18 protein-coding genes are annotated in these 20,288 nt (G+C 69.5%); 14 read left to right on the forward strand and 4 right to left on the reverse strand.

Going from position 1 to position 20,288, the window contains the following annotated elements; translation table 11 throughout:
- Window positions 1-3 precede the first annotated feature (3 nt).
- From ABDZ92_RS06250 to ABDZ92_RS06265, 4 genes are all read left to right on the forward strand, one after another.
- Window positions 4-2,175, forward strand: coding sequence for a primosomal protein N' (locus ABDZ92_RS06250; protein ID WP_125961583.1), 2,172 nt, complete (start codon window positions 4-6; stop codon window positions 2,173-2,175).
- Between the two features lie 394 nt (window positions 2,176-2,569).
- Complete coding sequence (locus tag ABDZ92_RS06255) at window positions 2,570-4,063, forward strand: S1C family serine protease (protein WP_343762017.1); 1,494 nt, start codon at window positions 2,570-2,572, stop codon at window positions 4,061-4,063.
- A complete protein-coding gene (locus ABDZ92_RS06260; protein ID WP_206432230.1) occupies window positions 4,063-5,631 on the forward strand; it encodes an alpha/beta hydrolase in 1,569 nt (522 codons plus the stop codon). Before ABDZ92_RS06255 ends, ABDZ92_RS06260 begins: the two co-directional genes overlap by 1 nt.
- Window positions 5,618-6,112, forward strand: a complete 495-nt coding sequence (locus tag ABDZ92_RS06265; protein WP_241211929.1) for a GNAT family N-acetyltransferase — start codon at window positions 5,618-5,620, stop codon at window positions 6,110-6,112. The genes ABDZ92_RS06260 and ABDZ92_RS06265 overlap by 14 nt, the downstream gene beginning before the upstream one ends.
- Window position 6,113: 1 nt before the next feature.
- Here the strand turns inward: ABDZ92_RS06265 and ABDZ92_RS06270 are convergent, their stop codons facing one another.
- Window positions 6,114-6,788, reverse strand: coding sequence for a dienelactone hydrolase family protein (locus tag ABDZ92_RS06270; RefSeq protein ID WP_125961580.1), 675 nt, complete (start codon window positions 6,786-6,788; stop codon window positions 6,114-6,116).
- 255 nt (window positions 6,789-7,043) lie between these two features.
- Between ABDZ92_RS06270 and ABDZ92_RS06275 the strand changes: the two genes are divergently transcribed.
- The 7 genes from ABDZ92_RS06275 to ABDZ92_RS06305 all read left to right on the forward strand — a co-directional run bounded on the left by ABDZ92_RS06275 (window position 7,044) and on the right by ABDZ92_RS06305 (window position 14,913).
- Window positions 7,044-7,592, forward strand: a complete 549-nt coding sequence (locus ABDZ92_RS06275; protein ID WP_125961636.1) for a F0F1 ATP synthase subunit delta — start codon at window positions 7,044-7,046, stop codon at window positions 7,590-7,592.
- Window positions 7,593-7,594: 2 nt separating this feature from the next.
- A complete protein-coding gene (gene atpA / locus ABDZ92_RS06280) occupies window positions 7,595-9,124 on the forward strand; it encodes a F0F1 ATP synthase subunit alpha (protein ID WP_125961579.1) in 1,530 nt (509 codons plus the stop codon).
- A 101-nt stretch (window positions 9,125-9,225) separates the two neighbouring features.
- Window positions 9,226-10,107, forward strand: coding sequence for a F0F1 ATP synthase subunit gamma (locus ABDZ92_RS06285; RefSeq protein WP_125961578.1), 882 nt, complete (start codon window positions 9,226-9,228; stop codon window positions 10,105-10,107).
- A gap of 23 nt (window positions 10,108-10,130) precedes the next feature.
- Entirely contained in the window at window positions 10,131-11,603 is a 1,473-nt protein-coding gene (gene atpD, locus ABDZ92_RS06290; protein ID WP_125961577.1) for a F0F1 ATP synthase subunit beta, read from the forward strand.
- A 119-nt stretch (window positions 11,604-11,722) separates the two neighbouring features.
- A complete protein-coding gene (locus ABDZ92_RS06295) occupies window positions 11,723-11,974 on the forward strand; it encodes an ATP synthase F1 subunit epsilon (RefSeq protein WP_125961575.1) in 252 nt (83 codons plus the stop codon).
- Window positions 11,975-12,145: 171 nt separating this feature from the next.
- Entirely contained in the window at window positions 12,146-13,690 is a 1,545-nt protein-coding gene (locus tag ABDZ92_RS06300; protein ID WP_206432229.1) for a TadA family conjugal transfer-associated ATPase, read from the forward strand.
- 44 nt (window positions 13,691-13,734) lie between these two features.
- On the forward strand, window positions 13,735-14,913 hold the full coding sequence (locus ABDZ92_RS06305) for a retropepsin-like aspartic protease (protein WP_125961574.1): 1,179 nt from the start codon (window positions 13,735-13,737) through the stop codon (window positions 14,911-14,913).
- 769 nt (window positions 14,914-15,682) lie between these two features.
- Here the strand turns inward: ABDZ92_RS06305 and ABDZ92_RS06310 are convergent.
- A complete protein-coding gene (locus tag ABDZ92_RS06310; RefSeq protein WP_125961573.1) occupies window positions 15,683-16,159 on the reverse strand; it encodes a lyase in 477 nt (158 codons plus the stop codon).
- The gene (locus ABDZ92_RS06315) at window positions 16,156-16,335 is read right to left on the reverse strand and encodes a hypothetical protein (protein ID WP_425336659.1); all 180 of its coding nucleotides are present in this window, start codon (window positions 16,333-16,335) and stop codon (window positions 16,156-16,158) included. Before ABDZ92_RS06315 ends, ABDZ92_RS06310 begins: the two co-directional genes overlap by 4 nt.
- Window positions 16,336-16,396: 61 nt before the next feature.
- On the opposite strand from ABDZ92_RS06315, the gene ABDZ92_RS06320 reads away from it, so the two are divergent.
- A complete protein-coding gene (locus ABDZ92_RS06320) occupies window positions 16,397-17,203 on the forward strand; it encodes a class I SAM-dependent methyltransferase (RefSeq protein ID WP_125961571.1) in 807 nt (268 codons plus the stop codon).
- Between the two features lie 177 nt (window positions 17,204-17,380).
- Here ABDZ92_RS06320 and phaR read toward each other — a convergent pair whose 3' ends face one another.
- Window positions 17,381-17,959 carry a polyhydroxyalkanoate synthesis repressor PhaR gene (phaR, locus tag ABDZ92_RS06325; protein WP_125961570.1) on the reverse strand — a complete coding sequence of 193 codons (579 nt, stop codon included), beginning with the start codon at window positions 17,957-17,959 and terminating at the stop codon, window positions 17,381-17,383.
- Window positions 17,960-17,973: 14 nt separating this feature from the next.
- Between phaR and ABDZ92_RS06330 the strand changes: the two genes are divergently transcribed.
- Together ABDZ92_RS06330 and ABDZ92_RS06335 are read left to right on the forward strand one after the other, a co-directional pair.
- Entirely contained in the window at window positions 17,974-19,053 is a 1,080-nt protein-coding gene (locus tag ABDZ92_RS06330) for an alpha/beta hydrolase (protein WP_125961569.1), read from the forward strand.
- Window positions 19,054-19,101: 48 nt separating this feature from the next.
- Window positions 19,102-20,277 (forward strand): acetyl-CoA C-acetyltransferase, encoded by a 1,176-nt coding sequence (locus ABDZ92_RS06335; protein ID WP_125961568.1) that lies wholly within the window; start codon window positions 19,102-19,104, stop codon window positions 20,275-20,277.
- The last annotated feature ends 11 nt before the right edge of the window (window positions 20,278-20,288 follow it).

The following is a 20,288-nucleotide window of genomic DNA, read 5'->3' on the forward strand; positions in this document are numbered from 1 at the left end:
TCCATGACTTCCTCCCGCGTCCGTGTCCTTGTCCTCAACGCCGCCCTCGGCCCCCTCGACTATCGCGTGCCGCATGGCATGACGGTCGAGCCGGGCTCGATCGTGATCGCGCCGCTCGGCCCCCGCCAGCTGCTGGGGGTGGTGTGGGAGCCGGAGCGGCTGCCCTGCGAGGAAGTGGGCGACAACCGCCTGCGCCCGCTGCTGGGCGTGGTCGACGCGCCGCCGATCCCGGCCCCCTTGCGCCGGCTGATCGAGTGGACCGCCGACTATTATCTCGCCGCCCCCGCCTCGGTGTTGCGCATGGCGCTGTCCTCGACCTCCGCGCTGGAGGGCGCGAAGCTCGCCACCGAATATCGGGCCACCGGCCAGGTGCCGGACCGGCTCACCCCGCAGCGCGAGCAGGCGCTGGAGCGGATCGGCGACCGCCAGGGGCTGGTGCGCGAGCTCGCCACCATGGCCGACGTGTCGGAGGCGGTGGTGCGCGGCCTCGTGAAGGCCGGCGCGATCGAGGCGGTGAGCGTCGACATCGACGCCCCCTATCCGATCCCCGACCCCGCCCATGGCGTGCCGGTGCTTTCCGAACAGCAGGCCGAGGTCGCCGGCGTGCTGTGCGACGCGGTCGCGGACCAGCCGTTCCAGCCCTTCCTGCTCGATGGCGTCACCGGCTCCGGCAAGACCGAGGTCTATTTCGAGGCGATCGCCGCTGCGATCGCACGTGGCCAGCAGAGCCTGGTGCTGCTTCCCGAGATCGCGCTCACCGAGCCGTTCCTCAAGCGCTTCCACGCCCGCTTCGGCTGCGAGCCCGTGGCGTGGCATTCGGACCTGCGCTCCACCCAGCGCCGCCGCGCCTGGCGGGCGATCGCCACCGGTCAGGCGCTGGTGACGGTGGGCGCACGCTCGGCGCTGTTCCTGCCCTATGCCAACCTCGGCCTGATCGTCGTCGACGAGGCGCACGAGACCAGCTTTAAGCAGGAGGAGGGCGTCCACTATCACGCACGCGACGTGGCCGTGATGCGCGGCCTGTTCGAACGCTGCCCGGTGGTGCTCGCCTCTGCGACGCCCGCGATCGAGACTCGCCACCAGGTCGCACTCGGTCGCTACACCGAGCTCAAGCTCCCCGGCCGCTACGGCAAGGCGGAGCTGCCGGCGATCGAGCCGATCGACCTGATCGCCGAGCCGCCGATCCGCGGCCGCTGGATCGCGCCCAAGCTGGTCAACGCGATCGACGAGACGCTGGCCCGCGGCGAGCAGGCGCTCTTGTTCCTCAACCGCCGCGGCTATGCGCCGCTCACCCTGTGCCGGTCCTGCGGGCATCGCTTCCAATGCCCCAACTGCACCGCCTGGATGGTCGAGCACCGGCTGATCCATCGATTGTCCTGCCACCATTGCGGGCACATGATCCCGACGCCGCGCAAATGCCCGGAGTGCGATGCGGAAGATGCGCTGGTCGCCTGCGGCCCCGGCGTCGAGCGCATCGCCGACGAGGCCGCCGCGCTGTTCCCCGAAGCGCGCATCGCCATCGTCACCTCCGACACGCTCTGGTCCCCCGCCAAGGCGGCCGAGTTCGTCAACCGGATGGAGGCGGGTGAGATCGACCTCGTCGTCGGCACCCAGCTGGTGACCAAGGGCTATCACTTCCCCAACCTGACGCTGGTCGGGGTGATCGACGCGGACCTGGGGCTCGCCGGCGGCGACCTGCGCGCGGCCGAGCGCACGTTCCAGCAGATCATGCAGGTCGCCGGACGCGCCGGGCGCGGCGAGAAGCCGGGGCATGTCTTCATCCAGACGACCGCCCCCGACGCGGCGGTGATGCGCGCGCTGGTCTCGGGCGACGCCGAGAGCTTCTACGCCGCCGAAACCGAGGCGCGGCAGGAGGCGGAGGTGCCGCCCTTCGGCCGCTACGCGGCGATCATCGTCTCGTCGGAGGACAAGGACGCCGCCAACGACGCCGCTCGCCGCATCGGCCGCGCCGCGCCCGAGGTGGAGGGAATGCACGTCTTCGGCCCCGCCCCTGCGCCGCTCGCGATGCTGCGCGGCCGCCACCGCTTCCGCCTGCTGGTCCATGCCCGCCGCCAGCTCGACGTGCAGGACGTGATCCGCGACTGGCTGGGCAGCGTCGAATGGTCGAGCAAGGTTCGCGTGGCGGTGGACGTGGACCCCTATAACTTCCTCTAGGGGCGCCCCTGCCCCGTCGTCACGATGACGATCAGGTCGCAGGCCTATCAGCCAACGAGCTCCCCTCCCTAAAAGGGAGGGGCTGGGGGTGGGTACGAGCGCAAGCGAGCCTCAGCGTTCGAGACAAAAGCGACGGCCGAGGCATCGAGCCTCGTCCGCCACTGAACCCACCCCCGCCCCCTCCCTTGCAGGGAGGGGAGTCAAGGTTGGCAATTCATCGAACCCGCGACGTCTGGCACTTGATCTCAACGCTATCGTCCGTGAACTCACGACCCAGCACGATGACGACCGGTGCACCGCGGCATCCCCCACCACCCCGCTTGAACCCCGCCGCGCTTTGACCGAAACAGGCGCCGGTTTTCTGGGGGCATGCTGCGTGGCGCGACTGCTGTTGATGCTGGGATTTCTGGTCGCGTGGGCAGTCCCCGCGCAGGCCGACGATATTTCCGCCGCCGGCCGGGGCGTGGTCCGCGTCGTCACTATCGCGCTGGTGGACGATGAGGTCGTCGGCTTCGGCCACGGCAGCGGCTTTGCCGTCGGCCCCGACCGGATCGTCACCAACGCGCATGTGGTCGAGCTCGCCGGCCGCTACGAGGGCAATGTCGTGATCGGCGTCGTGCCCTCGGAAGGCGACAAGTCCTACCAGGGCCGGCTGATCGCGATCGACCAGGAACGCGACTTGGCGCTGATCGAGGTGCAGGGCCTGAAGCTGCCGCCGCTGGCGCTCTACAACGGCCCGATCGGCGAGGGCGAGGCGACGGTCGCGCTCGGCTACCCCGGCAACGTCGATCTCGCGACCGCGCAGTCCGCCTCCGACTATATCCTGCCCTTGTCGCCGGTGCGCTCGGAGGGTGTGTTCTCCGGCCTCCGCCGCCTCGGCACCACTGGCGTGCTGCTCCACACCGCCAGCATCGCGCGCGGCAATTCGGGCGGCCCGCTGCTCGATCGCTGCGGCCGCGTGCTGGGCGTCAACTCGGCGCTGACCCGCGGCGACGACGGCGACGCGAGCTTCGGCTTCGCGATCGCCGGCAGCGAACTCGCCGGCTTTTTGCGCGAGGCGGGGCAGTCGGCAACGCTGGTCGGCACCAACTGCATCAGCATGGAGGAACTGCTGGCGCAGGATCGCGCCGCCGCCGCCGATGCCGCACAGCAGGACGCCGCCCGCGCCCGCACCGCCGCCGAGCGCGCCGCTGCCGACCGCGCGCTCGCGGTCGAAGGCGCACGCGAACGCAACGAGGCCACGCGCGAGAACTTCATGGCCGGCGCCGCGGTGCTGCTCGTCCTGGCGGGGCTCGCGGCCGGGGGCGCCGGGCTGATGGCGACGCGCGGCAAGCGGCGCGAGGCGATCTGGGCCGGGGCCGGCGGCGGCGTGCTGCTGCTGGGCGCGGTCGTGCTGTTCCTGGTGCGCCCGTCCTTCGACCCGGACTCGGTGCCGGAGGCGAGCAGGCCCGCCGGGGCGACCGCCGGCATGACCGGCAAGCTCCTATGCACGCTGGTGCCGGAGCGCAGCCGCGTCACCGTCTCCGCGACGCCGGAGGTGGCGATGGACTGGCAGGCGAACGGCTGCATGAACGGCCGCACCCAATATGCCGAGGCACCCAACAGCGGCTGGGAGCGCATCCTGGTCCCGGACGACGAGCAGACCGTCTCCGTGCTCCGCTACGAGCCGGCGACCGGCACCTACATCAACACGCGCTACCTGCTTTCTGCCGATCGCATGGCGGAGGCACGGCGGCTGCGCGAGGGCGTCACGCTGAAGCAGTGCGCCGGCGAGAGCGCGGGCCGCGCCAATCTGGCGACGCAACAGGCGGCGATCCGCGGCGCGCTGCCGCCGCTGCCGAACGAACGCCTGGTCTATCAATGCCATCCGGCACGGGGGACGAATTGATGCTGCGCAACCTGACGCTCACCACCACCCTGCTCCTCGCGAGCGTCGCGCTTCCCGCACAGGATGCGCCGCCGCTCGCGATTCCTGTCGCCGCCGCACCCTCGCTCGGGACCACCAACGCCGGCCGGCTGCTGGTGTTCGCCGCGGCGGCGGAGCCGGGCGCCAAGCCCGAGGAGGCGATCGACGTCTCCCCCTTCTCCCCCAACGCCACCTATGTCGCGGCGCGCGAGGTGAGCGACCTCCGCCCCGGCACCCCCGCGCTGGTGGATACCAGCACCGACGCCTATCCTGCCGCCTTCGCCACCCTGCCGCCGGGCACCTATCGCGTGCAGGCGCTGCTCGATCGCGACCATAGCTACAACTACAGCGGCCGCGATGGCGGCGACCTCTTGTCCCCGGTGGTGACGGTGACGCTGCCCGGCCCCGTGCCGACGCTGCTGCTCGACCATGTCGAGCCCGCAGCCGACGACACGGCGATGCTCGCCCGCCTCCCCGCCGAACGCCGCAAGCCGCTGGAGGCGGCGCTCGCCCGGGTTGAGCCGGTCGAGGTGCACAGCCCGCTCCTCACCCGCTTCTGGGGCCGGCCGACCAGCATCCGGGGCTGGGTGGCGCTGCCGCCCGGCTATGCCGAGGGCAAGACGACCTACCCCACCGTCTATTCGGACGGCGGCTTCGGCAGCACGCTGGCGTCCGCGCGGATGAGCGCTGCGAGCATGACGGCGATGATGGCCAAGGGCGACGCGCCGCCGATGATCTGGGTCTATCTCGACCACCATATCGCCACCGGCACCCACGAGTTCGCCGATTCGGTGAACAACGGCCCCGTCGGCCAGGCGCTGGTCGAGGAAGTTATCCCGGCGCTCGAGCAGCGCTACTGGATGGATGCGCGGCCGAGCGGCCGGTTCCTGACCGGGCACAGCTCCGGCGGCTGGTCGACGCTGTGGCTGCAGGTCGCCTACCCGAAGACGTTCGGCGGCAGCTGGCCGACCGCGCCGGACCCGGCCGACTTCCACGACTTCACCAACGTGAACCTCTACGAAGACGCCAATTTCTATGCCGGCGCCGATGGCAAGGACCATCCGCTGGTGCGCAAGGACGGCAAGGTCGTCGCCACCCTGCGCCAGTTTGGACGGCTGGAGCAGGTGCTCGGCCCCTATGGCGGCCAGTTCGCGAGCTTCGAATGGGTGTTCTCGCCCAAGGGCGCGGACGGGCGGCCGCTGCCGGTGTTCGACCGCGCGACCGGCGCGATCGACAAGCAGGTCGTCGCCTATTGGCGCGACCATTATGACGTGGCGCACATCGTCGCGCGCGACTGGCAGACGCTGAAGCCGGACCTGGACGGCAAGATCCACCTGACGGTGGGCACCGCCGACACCTTCTATCTCGACGGCCCCGCCCGTCGGCTGAAGGCGGTGCTCGACGGGCTGGGTGCGAAGTCCAGCTTCCGCTTCGTGCCCGGCAAGGACCACGGCAATCTCTACGAGGCGGACGGCGACCGCGCCGCCCTCACCAAGCAGATCGCCCGCGAGATGTACGCCGTCGCAAGGCCAGACCGTGCCCAGCGCTGAGGACAGCATCCGCTTCCACGCAGGCGAACTCGACTCCGCGGACGTCCAGGCGCTGCTCGCGGCCCATCTCGCCGGGATGCACGCACAATCGCCGCCGGAATCCGTCCACGCCCTCCCTCTGGAGGGGTTGCGGCGAGCGGACGTGACCTTCTTCTCCGCGCGCGACGCGGACGGGCAGCTGCTCGGCGTCGGCGCGCTGCGCGAACTCGACGCCCGCCATGGCGAGATCAAGTCGATGCGCACGGTTGATGAAGCCCGCAACTGCGGCGTCGGCGCTGCGGTGCTCGGCCACCTCCTCCGCGTCGCACGCGAGCGCGGCTACACGCGGGTGAGCCTGGAGACCGGGACGCCCGAGGGCTTCGCGCCCGCGCGCCGGCTCTACGAACGGCACGGCTTCACGCTTTGCCCGCCGTTCGCCGACTATCGCGAGGACCCGTTCAGCTGCTGCATGACGCTGCAGCTGGACGGGCCCGCCGCCTGACTCACCCGCCGTTGGCGCGGAACAGCTCCAGCGTGCGCTCCCGCGCCAGCTTGGCCGCCTCCGGGGAATAGTCGTCGCGCCGGTCGGAGTTGAAGCCGTGGCCGGCGTCATAGATGTAGAGGGTCGCGTTCGCCGGCTCGGCCGCGGCCAGCGCCTCGACGCCCTCGATCGGGATGCCGTGGTCGTGGCGGCCGAAGTGGGCGATCGTCGGCACCTGGGGCGCTTCCTTCGAGTCGGGCACCAGCCGGCCGTAATAGCTCGACACCGCCGCCAACCCTTCGACCCGCGCCGCCGCCAGCCACGCGACCGACCCGCCGTAGCAATAGCCGACGGCGAACACCGGGCCCTTGGCCTTCAGTGCGTCGACGCATACCTGCACGTCCGCGACCGAAGTCTCGATCGGATGGATGTCGCGCGACAGCTCAATGCCGCGCTGCAGCCCCTCCCCGCCATAGGCTGCCTCGAAACCGGGGGCCTCCCGGTCGAACAGCGCGGGTGCCAGCACCTCATAGCCGTCCGCGGCAAAGCCGTCGCACAGGTCGCGGATATGGTCGGTGATGCCGAAGATCTCCTGCACCAGCACCAGCCCGCCGCGCCGCTCGCCCTGGGGCTCGGCGTGATAGACCCCGATCTCGGCGCCGTCCGCCATCGTCATCCGGATCATGCTGCCATTCATCTGTCATTTCCTCTGGCTAGGGATCGCCCCGCAGGCTTTTCTTGTCAGGCGGGGCCGGATCGGTCCACCGCTGCCGTTTCTTTGAGCATCCGCGCAACGGAAACGGGCGCGTGACTTGCATCCTGAGCCCCCCTTTGCTAACCGCGCGCCAGCCATTCAGGGGGGCGTTTATCCGGCACTGCCCTGTTCCCCATGGCATAAGCGCCTTCTTGGACAAGTTGGGATAGGGATCGCGTGGAGACTTCCGGCGGCAATATAAGCGGTGGCATCCAGGCGAGCCTGGCAGGCCGCTACGCGACCGCGCTCTTCGAACTGGCGCGCGACGACCAGTCGATCGCGACGGTCGAACAGAGCCTGGGCGGTGTGCGCCAGGCGCTGAACGAATCGGACGAATTCCGCGCGCTGGTCGCGAGCCCGCTGGTGGCGCGCGACGCCGCGACCAAGGCGATCGAGGCGGTGGCGGATTCGATCGGTGTCGATCCCACCACCAAGCGCTTCCTGGGCGTGCTCGCCCAGAACCGCCGCCTGAAGGAGCTGCCCGCGGTGATCCGCGCGTTCCGGGCGCTGGCGGCGAACCATCGTGGCGAGGTGACCGCAGAGGTTGCTTCCGCCCACACGCTTACCGACGATCAGGTCGATGCGCTGAAGCAGCAGCTTCGTGCCCGCGTCGGCCGCGACGTCTCCGTCGACCTGAAGGTCGACCCCTCACTCCTGGGCGGGCTGGTCGTGAAGATCGGCAGCCTGATGATCGACAGCTCGATCAAGACCCGTCTGAACACTCTCGCGCACGCGATGAAAGGCTGAACATGGATATCCGCGCCGCAGAAATCTCCAAGGTCATCCGCGACCAGATCGCGTCGTTCGGCACCGAGGCCCAGGTCTCCGAGACCGGCACCGTGCTGTCGGTCGGCGACGGCATCGCGCGCATCTACGGCCTGGACAACGTCCAGGCGGGTGAGATGGTCGAGTTCGCCAACGGCATCCAGGGCATGGCGCTCAACCTCGAAGCCGACAACGTCGGCGTCGTGATCTTCGGCTCGGACGCCGAAATCCGCGAGGGCGACACCGTCCGCCGCACCGGCACCATCGTGGACGTGCCGGTCGGCAAGGGCCTGCTCGGCCGCGTGGTCGACGGCCTCGGCAACCCGATCGACGGCAAGGGCCCGATCGTCGCCGAGAAGCGCAGCCGCGTCGAGGTGAAGGCACCGGGCATCATCCCGCGCCAGTCGGTCAGCGAGCCGATGCAGTCGGGCCTCAAGGCCATCGACGCGCTCGTGCCGGTCGGCCGTGGCCAGCGCGAGCTGATCATCGGTGACCGCCAGACCGGCAAGTCGGCCGTCGCCATCGACACCTTCATCAACCAGAAGGAAGTCAACAAGGGCACCGACGAGTCGAAGAAGCTCTACTGCGTCTATGTCGCAGTGGGCCAGAAGCGCTCGACCGTCGCGCAGCTCGTCCGCACGCTCGAAGAGAATGGCGCGATGGAATATTCCATCGTGATCGCCGCGACCGCGTCCGAGCCGGCCCCGCTCCAGTTCCTGGCCCCCTACACGGGCGCTGCGATGGGCGAGTATTTCCGCGACAACGGCATGCACGCGCTGATCGTGTTCGACGATCTGTCGAAGCAGGCGGTCGCCTACCGCCAGATGTCGCTGCTGCTGCGCCGCCCGCCGGGCCGCGAAGCCTATCCGGGCGACGTGTTCTACCTGCACAGCCGCCTGCTCGAGCGCGCCGCCAAGATGTCGGACGCGATGGGCGGCGGTTCGCTGACCGCGCTGCCGATCATCGAGACGCAGGCGGGCGACGTGTCGGCCTACATCCCGACCAACGTGATCTCGATCACCGATGGCCAGATCTTCCTTGAAACCGACCTGTTCTTCGCGGGCATCCGCCCGGCGATCAACGTCGGCCTGTCGGTCAGCCGCGTCGGCTCGGCCGCGCAGACCAAGGCGATGAAGAAGGTCGCGGGCTCGATCAAGCTGGAGCTGGCGCAGTATCGCGAGATGGCTGCGTTCGCGCAGTTCGGCTCGGACCTCGACGCCTCCACCCAGAAGCTGCTCAACCGCGGCGCGCGCCTGACGGAGCTGCTCAAGCAGGCCCAGTTCTCGCCGATGCCGTTCGAGGAGCAGGTCGCGTCGATCTTCGCCGGTACCCAGGGCTATCTCGACTCGGTTCCGGTCGGCGACGTCGTCCGCTTCGAGCAGGCGATGCTGTCGGACCTGCGCGCCAACCACTCGGGCGTGCTTGCCAAGATCCGCGACACCAAGGATCTGGGCGACGAGGCGAAGTCGGGCCTGAAGGCAGCGCTCGACAGCTTCGCCAAGACGTTCGCCTGATCCGATTGCGTGCTCCTGCGAAAGCAGGAGCCCAGAGCCGCAGGCGGCTCGCTGAACAACCCTGGGCTCCTGCCTAGCGCAGGAGCACGAGAAGGCAGAAGATGGCGTCACTCAAGGCCCTCAAGGTTCGGATCAACTCGGTCAAATCGACCCAGAAGATCACCAAGGCGATGAAGATGGTCGCCGCCGCCAAGCTGCGCCGTGCGCAGGAGGCGGCGGAGGCCGGCCGCCCCTATGCCGAGCGGCTCGAGGCGGTGGTGTCGAGCCTCGCCTCGCGCGTCGCGATCGGTGAGGGCAGCCCCAAGCTGCTCGCCGGGACCGGCCGCGACCAGGTGCACCTGTTCGTCGTCGCCACCTCCGACAAGGGGCTGGCCGGCGCGTTCAACAGCAACATCGCCCGCCTCGCCCGTCGCCGCGCGCTGGAGCTCCAGGCCGAGGGCAAGACGGTCAAGTTCTACACCATCGGCCGCAAGGGTCGTGCGGTGCTCGCCCGCCAGTTCCGCGACGGCTTCGTCCACGCGATCGAGCCGGGCGATCTCGGCAAGCTCGGTTTCGCCGACGCGCGCGGCTATGCCGACGACCTGATCGCCCGCTACGAGGCCGGCGAGTTCGACGTCGCCCACCTGTTCTACGCGACGTTCAAGTCGGTGCTGACGCAGGAGCCGACCGAGCAGCAGCTGATCCCCGTGGCGATCCCCGCCGCGACGGAAGCGGCCGGCGCCGCCGACGCGGTGGTCGAGTATGAGCCGGACGAGGAACACATCCTCGCCGATCTGCTCCCCTCGAACGTTGCGGTGCAGCTGTTCCGCGCGATGCGCGAGAATGCCGCGTCCGAGCAGGGCTCCAAGATGACCGCGATGGACAACGCCACGCGCAACGCAGGTGACCTGATCAAGCGCCTGTCGATCCAGTACAACCGTGCCCGCCAAGCCGCGATCACGACCGAGCTGGTCGAGATCATTTCCGGCGCGGAAGCGCTCTAAGTTCCGAAGGCAAGGAAGAAACAATGGCCACCGCCGCAGAGACTTTCGCCCCCGTGGCGACCACCAACAACGTCGGCCGCATCAGCCAGGTGATCGGCGCGGTCGTCGACGTGAGCTTCGACGGCGCGCTGCCGGCGATCCTCTCCGCACTGGAGACGAACAACAACGGCAACCGTCTGGTGCTCGAAGTCGCCCAGCACCTGGGTGAGAACACCGTCCGCACGATCGCGATGGACGCGACCGACGGCCTGACCCGCGGCCAGACCGTGACCGACACCGGCTCGCAGATCCGCGTGCCCGTCGGCCCCAAGACGCTCGGCCGCATCCTGAACGTCATCGGCGAGCCGATCGACGAGCGTGGCCCGGTCAATGCCGAAGTCACCGCCCCGATCCACGCGAAGGCGCCCGAGTTCGTCGAGCAGTCGACCGAGAGCGCGATCCTGGTCACCGGCATCAAGGTCATCGACCTGCTCGCCCCGTACGCAAAGGGCGGCAAGATCGGCCTGTTCGGCGGCGCCGGCGTCGGCAAGACCGTGCTCATCCAGGAGCTGATCAACAACATCGCCAAGGGCCATGGCGGCACCTCGGTGTTCGCAGGCGTCGGCGAGCGTACCCGTGAGGGCAACGATCTCTACCACGAGTTCCTGGACGCAGGCGTCATCGCCAAGGATGCGGACGGCAACCCGACGTCCGAGGGTTCGAAGGTCGCCCTGGTCTATGGCCAGATGAACGAGCCGCCGGGCGCCCGCGCCCGCGTCGCGCTGTCGGGCCTGACCATCGCGGAATATTTCCGCGACCAGGAAGGCCAGGACGTGCTGTTCTTCGTCGACAACATCTTCCGCTTCACCCAGGCGGGCGCGGAAGTGTCGGCACTGCTGGGCCGCATTCCGTCGGCGGTGGGCTATCAGCCGACCCTGTCGACCGACATGGGCGCCCTCCAGGAGCGCATCACCTCGACCAACAAGGGCTCGATCACCTCGGTGCAGGCCGTGTACGTCCCCGCGGACGATCTTACCGACCCGGCACCGGCGACCTCGTTCGCCCACTTGGACGCGACGACCGTGCTCAACCGCGCGATCTCCGAGCTCGGCATCTATCCGGCAGTGGATCCGCTGGACTCGACCAGCCGCGTGCTCGAGCCGCGCGTCGTCGGCCAGGAGCATTACGAGACCGCCCGCGCCGTCCAGGCGATCCTGCAGAAGTACAAGTCGCTGCAGGACATCATCGCGATCCTGGGCATGGACGAGCTGTCGGAAGAGGATAAGCTGACGGTCGCCCGCGCCCGCAAGATCCAGCGCTTCCTGTCGCAGCCGTTCCACGTCGCAGAGGTGTTCACCGGCATCCCGGGCGCGTTCGTGCAGATCGAGGACACGATCCGCTCGTTCAAGGCGGTCGTGAACGGCGAGTACGACCATCTGCCGGAAGCCGCCTTCTACATGGTCGGCGGCATCGACGACGTGGTCGCCAAGGCCGCGAAGATGGCGCAGGACGCGTAAAGCAACCCACCCCTCCCCTTAAGGGGAGGGGCCGGGGGTGGGGCATGTCTCACCGAGACCTGCACCCGTGGCCCCCACCCCAACCCCTCCCCTGAAGGGTAGGGGCTTAGGATGAAAAGATGCTGCACTTCGAACTCGTCACCCCCGAAAAGCTCGTCCGCTCGGAGGAGGTCCACATGGTGGTGGTGCCCGGCACCGAGGGCGACTTCGGCGTGCTGGAGGGGCATGCCCCCTTCATGTCGACGATCCGCGAGGGTGCGCTCCAGATCTTCCGCACCGCCGGTGGCGAGCCGGAGACGCTGGCCATCCACGGCGGCTTTGCCGAGGTCAACGACCGCGGCCTGACCGTGCTGGCCGAGCGCGCCGGCTGATTGATCGCTTCCCGAAGGTCCGATAGCGGCCCGCCCTGCCCCGGTTCTTCCGGCGGCGCGGCGGGCCGGTTTCGTTTCGGGCCGCCCGCCCGAACCGGCATTAGGCAATTGTCAAAGCTTGCGCGTTATCCTGACGGTACCGGGAAATCCCCGAGGTTGAGGACGTAGCAAGTGAGTGCATTCGGTCGACGCAATCATCTCGGCGCTCCTGCCGGGCGCCCGCAGTTCGGCGTCGCCCGCCCCATGCAGGGGGAAAGCACCCTCGCCCGTCCCGCCGACACCGATGGCACCGGCCAGTTCCCGCCCATCGCCGACATCCCCCTGCCCGGCAGCGAATCGACCCCGCTTGCCGCGCCGCCCATCGACATGCCGAGCGTCCACGCCGACGCCATGCAGCGGCTGGCCGACCGGCAGGCCGCGTCGGGTGAGGCCGGTACCAGCCGGGTCGAGGGCTTCGAAAGCTCGATCCACCGCATCAAGGAACAGGTGCTCCCGCGCCTGCTGGAGCGCGTCGACCCGGAAGCGGCCGCGACCCTCAGCAAGGACGAGCTGGCCGAGGAATTCCGCCCGATCATCGGCGAGGTGCTCGCCGAGCTGAAGCTCACCCTCAACCGGCGCGAGCAGTTCGCGCTGGAAAAGGTGCTGGTCGACGAGCTGCTGGGTCTCGGCCCGCTCGAGGAACTGCTGGCTGATCCCGCGATCAGCGACATCATGGTCAACGGCCCCGACCAGACCTTTGTCGAGCGCAAGGGCAAGCTGGAGCTCGCCAACATCGCCTTCCGCGATGAGGAGCATCTGTTCCAGATCGCGCAGCGCATCTGCAACTCGGTCGGCCGCCGGGTCGACCAGACCACGCCGCTTGCCGACGCCCGCCTGAAGGACGGCAGCCGCGTCAACGTGATCGTGCCGCCGCTCTCCCTCAAGGGCACGGCGATCTCGATCCGCAAGTTCTCCGCCAAGCCGATCACGCTCGACATGATGGCGGGCTTCGGCTCGATGAGCCCGAAGATGGCGACCGCGCTCAAGATCGCGGGCGCCAGCCGCTTCAACATCGTCATTTCGGGCGGCACCGGCTCGGGCAAGACGACGATGCTCAACGCGCTGTCGAAGATGATCGACCCGGGCGAGCGCGTGCTGACGATCGAGGACGCGGCCGAGCTTCGCCTGCAGCAGCCGCACTGGCTGCCGCTCGAAACCCGCCCGCCCAACCTGGAGGGCCAGGGCGAGATCACGATCCGCGACCTGGTGAAGAACGCGCTGCGCATGCGTCCGGACCGCATCATCCTGGGCGAAATCCGCGGCGCCGAGTGTTTCGACCTGCTCGCCGCCATGAACACCGGCCACGACGGCTCGATGGCGACGCTCCACTCCAACAGCCCACGCGAATGCCTGGCGCGTATGGAGAACATGGTGATGATGTCGGACATCAAGGTGCCCAAGGAAGCGATCAGCCGCCAGATCGCCGACTCGGTCGACCTGATCGTCCAGGTGAAGCGCCTGCGCGACGGCTCCCGCCGCGTCACCAACATCACCGAGGTGATCGGCATGGAAGGCCCGGTGATCGTCACGCAGGAGCTGTTCAAGTTCGAATATCTGGACGAGTCCGCCGACGGCAAGATCATCGGCGAGTATCGCTCCATGGGCCTGCGCCCCTACACGCTCGACAAGGCCAAGCAGTACGGGTTCGACCAGGCGCTGCTGGAGGCCTGCCTCTAGGCGGCGGGCTGGCGCGACTCGCGGAGGCTTCCTAGGCTGCCGCGATGCGCATCGCGCTCGCCCTCCTGGCCGCGGCTCTGGCCGTGTCCCCCGTTCCCGCCGCCCAGGCGCCCCGTACGGCCGTGGAGACGCTGGCGAAGGATAGCGCCGAACGCTGGGTGCCGTTCGAACTCACCCCTGCCAACCACATCCGCTTCGCAATGAAGATCGAGGGGCGACCGGCGAGCGCTGTGCTCGACACCGGCGTTACCCATTCGATCCTGGACACCGGCTTCGCCCGCACCGCCCGGCTGAAGACGGAGGCGCGGGGCACCGCCGCCGCGATCGGCGGCGACCTGCCGCTCAGCTGGGCAAAGGTCGAGCGACTGTCGCTGGGCGGGCTGCGCAGCACCGAGCGGCCGATGGCGCTCCTCGACCTTTCGCAAGTGCAGACCGGCGACGGCCGCCCGGTGGATGCGCTGATCGGCGCCGACCTGCTCGGCCCCCATGCGCTCGACATCGATTTCGCGAGCCGCCGCTTCCGCCTGCTGCCGAGCGGCGCCGCGCCCTTCCCCGGCGCCCGCGCGCCGCTGTCGCGCGGTCCCGACGGGCTCTACGTAACCCAGGCCCGGCTCGGGCGCGCGTCGCTTCGCCCGGTGATGATCGACACCGGCGACGGCACCAGCGTCAGCGTCACGCGCGCCCAGTGGCGGACCGCCCGCCTGCCCCAGCGCCCGCTCACCTCCACCATCTCCTATGGCCTCGCCGGCCCGGTCGAGGCGGGCCTCACCGTTACCGACGCGCTGCGACTGGGCGACGCCCCCACGACCGAAGTCGAGCTACGGATCGAGGGCAGGGACTTCGCCGACCGCACCGGCATCCCCAGCCGCATCGGCGTCGGTTTCCTTCAGCGCTTCCGCGTCCTGCTGGACCCAGGTGCCGGCCACCTCGTTCTGGCCCCGGTCGAGGGCACCGCCGCCGGCCCGCCCCGCTCCACCAGCGGCCTCCTGCTCGGCTATGCGAACAACCGGCTGAGCGTCCTCCACGTCATGCGCGGCAGCCCCGCGGCCAAGGCCGGCTGGCGCCAGGGCGAGCAGATCTGCCAGGTCGACGGCGCCCCCGTCCGCGAGACCACCGCCGGCGCCGCCGATCTCGCCTGGGCCGCCGATACCCCCGGCCGCAAGCTCCGCCTGGGCCTCTGCGACGGCACCGACCGCACCCTCACGCTGGCGAAGTTCTACTAGGTGAGCGCAAGCGGCCCGCGGGCGCCCACTCTCGTCGTCCCGGCGAAGGTCGGGATCCATCGCGCCCCAGGCACACCCGCCGAGGTGACCCCGCCCTGTCCCTGAGGTGACGAAAGAAAACGACTGCCCGCTGAAGGGGCCTAATTGCGGACGTTCAGATCTATTCTCGTGATACCTCGCAGCGGCCCTCCATCACTCTAGAGCCGAACTGCGACAGCCAGTTGCAGCCGTCTCCGGCTCATGTCAGATTTCGTCATGGAACGCAGAACACTTGCAGCGGCCGTGCTGTTTTTGACTCTCCCTGCGGAGACATCAGGTCGAAGTCAGGTGCCGGCGCAAGGTCAGACAACTGAACTCGTTCAGGGCATGCTCGTGATGCATTGGGAGCACCCGCATTTCGTCCGGAGAGATGCAGGGGGCGAGCAAGTCTATGAGCCCGACCTCAGTCGTGTCAGGTGGAAGGAGAAGTACCTTCCTCCATTAACGCCGGATTCAGCGCTTCTGACCCCGCTCTTTTGCGTGTCAGCGCGAGGCTATGTGGATAAGGATAGGTTAGGCCAGACCGGTCGCACAACCTTCGTCTTTACGGAGATCACCTCTACGCTCCCGGTCGACGGTGAAGGCGAATGCGCCCGGCAGCCGGGTAAACTCTAGCGGCCGTTCCACCCGCCTCGGCCGTGGCGCCAAGCGCCGCCCGCAAGCGCACCGGCGGCTTTTCACCCACCTTCGGACGTCCCGTTCTCAAGGCGGTGCCAAGCGTCTCACCGCCTCAAGAACGCCCCGCCGCCCCTTCACATGCCGCCAAGGCAACCGCCGCGAGCTGGTCCGCGTAGGGCGCATCCGAAGGCTCCGCCCAGATGCGCAGGTCGGCGATCAGGGACGGGTGCGCGCAGAGTGCGGCTGCCTCCAGCATCGGGATCACCACCGACTCCCCGCGCAGACCCCGCTGCACGAGCTGAAGTGCCAGTTGCACATCGCGCAGCGCGATCCCCAGCACCGCTTCCCCGCGCACCACCTCGTCCGCATCTTCCACCGCGCGCAGCAGGGCCTTGCGCACTTCCGAACCGTCGACTGCCTCCTTAGCAAGCAGGAAGGTCGCCCAATCTCGGTTCGACGGGTCTCCGTCCTGCGTCATCGCGATCAGCTGGCGCAGGTTCGCATCGGCCCACTCGCTTCCGGAGAGCGGCACCTCCTCGGCGACGATGGCCTTGAGGAAGTCCGATTCGGGCTCATATCGGGTGCTCACCCCGTGAGCGCGAGCGCGCCCAGGATCACCGCGCACAGGATCGCGGCCATCTGAATGCCGGGCCAGGGCATCACCCCCACCCGGTCCAGGTCGGCGCGGCGCGCGCGTCGCGCGTCGGCGACCCCACTCGCCACCGCCACTGCCGCCAGCGCGGCCGCTCCGCTCCAAAGTCCCACTTGCATCCGCCGCGCTTAGCCGCACAACATCGCCGCGTCACCTTTTTGGAAGGTCGTTCCGATGCGCCCGATGCTGCCGATCCTCGCCCTTGCCGCCGCGGCGGTTCCCCTGGCGGCGACCGCCGTCGCCCGTCCCGAGACGCCCAAGCAGGCACTCACCGCCGCGATCGCCGCGCCCACGCGCACTCCCGCCAACGTCGCGCGCGACAAGTATCGCCACCCGGCCGAGACGCTCGCCTTCTTCGGCGTGAAGCCTTCCGACACGGTGGTGGAGGTCTGGCCGGGCGGCGGCTGGTACACCGAAATCCTCGCTCCCTATCTGGCGCGCACCGGCACCTATTACGCCGCCGCCCCGCTGCCGAACGGCGCCAAGGGCGTGCAGGCGCTCCAGGCGAAGGACGCCGCACGCTATGCCAAGGTGCGGATCGCGGGCTTCCCGGCGAAGCCCGGCGACGCGACCGTGCCCGACGGCAGCGCCGACGTGGTGCTCACCTTCCGCAACGTCCACAACTGGCGCTTCGGCGGCGCGGACCAGGCGCAGGCGATGTTCGACGCCATGTTCCGCATGCTGAAGCCCGGCGGCACGCTGGGCGTGGTCGAGCACCGCCTGCCCGAGGCGCGCGACGCCGCCGCCGAGGAGAAGAGCGGCTACATGAAGGAAAGCTCGGTGATCGGCTTCGCCACCAAGGCCGGGTTCAAGCTCGCCGGCCGGTCCGAGGTGAACGCCAACCCGCGCGACACCGCCGATTGGCCGCAGGGGGTGTGGACGCTGCCGCCGAGCTATCGGCTGGGCGACACCGACCGCGCCAAATTTGCCGCGATCGGCGAGAGCGACCGCATGACGCTGCGCTTCGTCAAGCCGCGGTAACCCTCAGAGCTGCACAAGCGCACATACTGCCGTACCCCCGCGCAGGCAGGGGTCCAGGGCCAAGCAGAACAACCGCTGGGCGGTGGTCGGGACCCTGGGCTCCTGCCTTCGCAGGAGCACGACGAAGCCCTGGGGCGGCGGACGGCTGACGCGCCGTTCTTGCCCCGGGAAACCGGCTCACTTGGCCAGCTTGTCGACCTTTTCCTGCAAGCGGGCGAGCTCTGCGCGCAGCGCCTGCATCTCGCCTTCGCCGCCCTCGTTCGCGGTAGGCGCCGGGACGCTGCTGTCGTTGGCGGCGCCGGTCTTGAACGCCGCGGTCGCCGCCTCGAACATCGCCATGTTGCGCTTCGCGATCTCGGCGAAGGGCGTGTTGGCGAACGGCGAATTGGCGAACGCGCCCTCCACCGCCGACTTGAACTGCTCCTGGTTGCGGCGGAAGCTGTCCATCGACGCTTCCAGATAGCCGGGCACCATCGCCTGCATCGAATCGCCGTACAGCGCGATCAGCTGGCGCAGGAAGCTCACCGGCAGCATCGTCTGCCCGCGGCTTTCCTCCTCCATGATAATCTGCGTCAGCACATTGTGGGTGATGTCGTCGTCCGACTTGGCGTCGACCACCTTGAAGTCGCGACCCTCGCGGGTCATCGCCGCGAGATGGTCCAGCGTGATGTAGGACGAAGTCTCGGTGTTGTAGAGACGCCGGTTGGCGTATTTCTTGATGATGACGGGCCCGCCATCCGACACAGTCTTTTTCATGCAGAACCCCTGAAATGTCTGACTCGACAATATCACCCTTTTCTGCCGCGCTGCAACGCGGGCCGCGTCCGCTGCCGCTCTTCCTGGAGATGCTGCAGTCGGAGACGGCGGATGCCCCCGATCGCCGCGCCGCAGCACTGGCCGGCCTCCGCGCGTTCCAGCAGGCGCCGCGCCCCCCGCGACCGCCCGCGCCGGCGGTGCTGGCACGGTACGGACGGGCGACGCTGCACGATTATGGCCAGGGTGCCGGGCCCGGCCGGCCGGTGGTGTTCGTCCCCTCGCTCATCAACCCGCCCTTCGTGCTCGATCTCGCGCCGGACAATTCGCTGCTGCGCTGGCTGGCGGGCCAGGGCATGCGCCCGCTGCTGGTCGACTGGGGTACGCCCGCGCCCGCCGATCGCGACCAGGACGTCGACGCGCACGTGACCGGCCTGCTGCTGCCGCTGCTCGATGCGCTGCCCGAGCCGCCGGTGCTGGTCGGCTATTGCCTGGGCGGCACGCTTGCGCTCGCGGCCGCAACACTCCGGCCGGTCGCGGGGATCGCGCTGATCGCCGCACCCTGGCACTTCGCCGGCTTCGGCACCGGCGCGCGCGCGCGCATCGCCGCGCTGTGGCAGGCGGCCGAGCCGACCTGCGCGGCGCTGGGGCTGGTGCCGATGGAGGTGCTGCAATCCGGCTTCTGGCGGCTCGACCCCGCCCGCACCGTCGCCAAGTTCGAGGCGTTCGGCACCCTCGATCCCGGCAGCGCGAAAGCGCAGGCCTTTGTCGCGCTCGAAGATTGGGCCAATTCGGGGGCACCGCTCACCTATGCGGCCGGGCGCCAGTTGTTCGAGGGCTTCTTTGGCGACGACTTGCCGGGCAGCGGCCGCTGGCAGCCTGGCGGCCGCACGGTCGCCCCCGGCGCACTCGCCTGCCCGGCGATCGACTTCGTGGCGCAGGGCGACCGCATCGTGCCGGCACCAAGCGCCGCCGGCCTGCCCGACCACCACCCCGTCGCCGCGGGCCATGTCGGCATGGTGGTGGGCAGCCGCGCGCCCGCGTTGCTCTGGCAGCCACTCGCCGACTGGATTAGCCGGGTCCCCGCGCCTAGATAGGCGCAAAGCGCCGCACGAGGGCGGCCGCACCTGAGAGGACTCTGCCGCATGACCGAGATCGTGATCGCCGCCGCCAAGCGAACCCCGGTCGGCAGCTTCCTCGGCGCCTTTGCCACCACCCCCGCCCACGAACTCGGCCGCCAGGCGATCGAGGCCGCGCTCGCGCAGGCCGGCGTCGCGCCGGAAGACGTGTCGGAGGTGATCCTGGGCCAGGTGCTCACCGCCGCACAGGGGCAGAACCCCGCGCGCCAGGCATCGATGGCCGCCGGCATTCCCAAGGAAGTGCCCGCCTGGGGCGTGAACCAGGTCTGCGGATCGGGCCTGCGCACGGTTGCGCTTGCCTATCAGGCGATCCTGACCGGCGACGCCTCGATCGTGGTCGCGGGCGGCCAGGAGAGCATGTCGCTGTCGGCGCACGCCCAGGCGCTGCGTGCCGGCTCCAAGATGGGCGACGTCGCGCTGGTCGACACCATGATCAAGGACGGCCTGACCGACGTCTTCAACGGCTATCACATGGGCATCACCGCCGAGAATCTGGCCGCGCAGTACGAGGTCAGCCGCCAGGACCAGGACACGTTCGCCGTCCGCTCGCAGAACCTCGCCGAACAGGCGCGCAGCGAGGGCCGCTTCAAGGACGAGATCGCGCCGGTGACGGTCAAGGGCCGCAAGGGTGACACGATCGTCGCCGACGACGAATATATCCGCGCCGGCGCCACGCTGGACGCGGTGTCCGGCCTGCGCCCGGCGTTCAAGAAGGACGGCACCGTCACCGCCGGCAACGCCAGCGGCATCAACGACGGCGCCGCCGCCCTGGTGGTGATGTCCGCCGACGAGGCGAAGCGCCGCGGCATCACCCCGCTCGCGACGATTCGCAGCTGGGCCTCCGCCGGCGTCGATCCGTCGATCATGGGCATCGGCCCCGTCCCCGCCTCACGCCGCGCGCTCGAAAAGGCGGGCTGGACCGTCGACGACCTCGACCTGATCGAGGCGAACGAGGCGTTCGCGGCGCAGGCGCTCGCGGTCGGCAAGGACATGGGCTGGGACGCGGACAAGGTGAACGTCAACGGCGGCGCCATCGCGATCGGCCACCCGATCGGCGCCTCGGGCGCGCGCGTGCTCACCACGCTCCTCTACGCGATGCAGGCTCGTGACGCGAAAAAGGGACTTGCCACCCTGTGCATCGGCGGCGGCATGGGCATCGCGATGTGCGTCGAGCGGCCGTAAGGCCGCGCGCG

Source organism: Sphingomonas molluscorum (assembly GCF_039522995.1).
Classification (GTDB): Bacteria; Pseudomonadota; Alphaproteobacteria; order Sphingomonadales; family Sphingomonadaceae; genus Sphingomonas; species Sphingomonas molluscorum.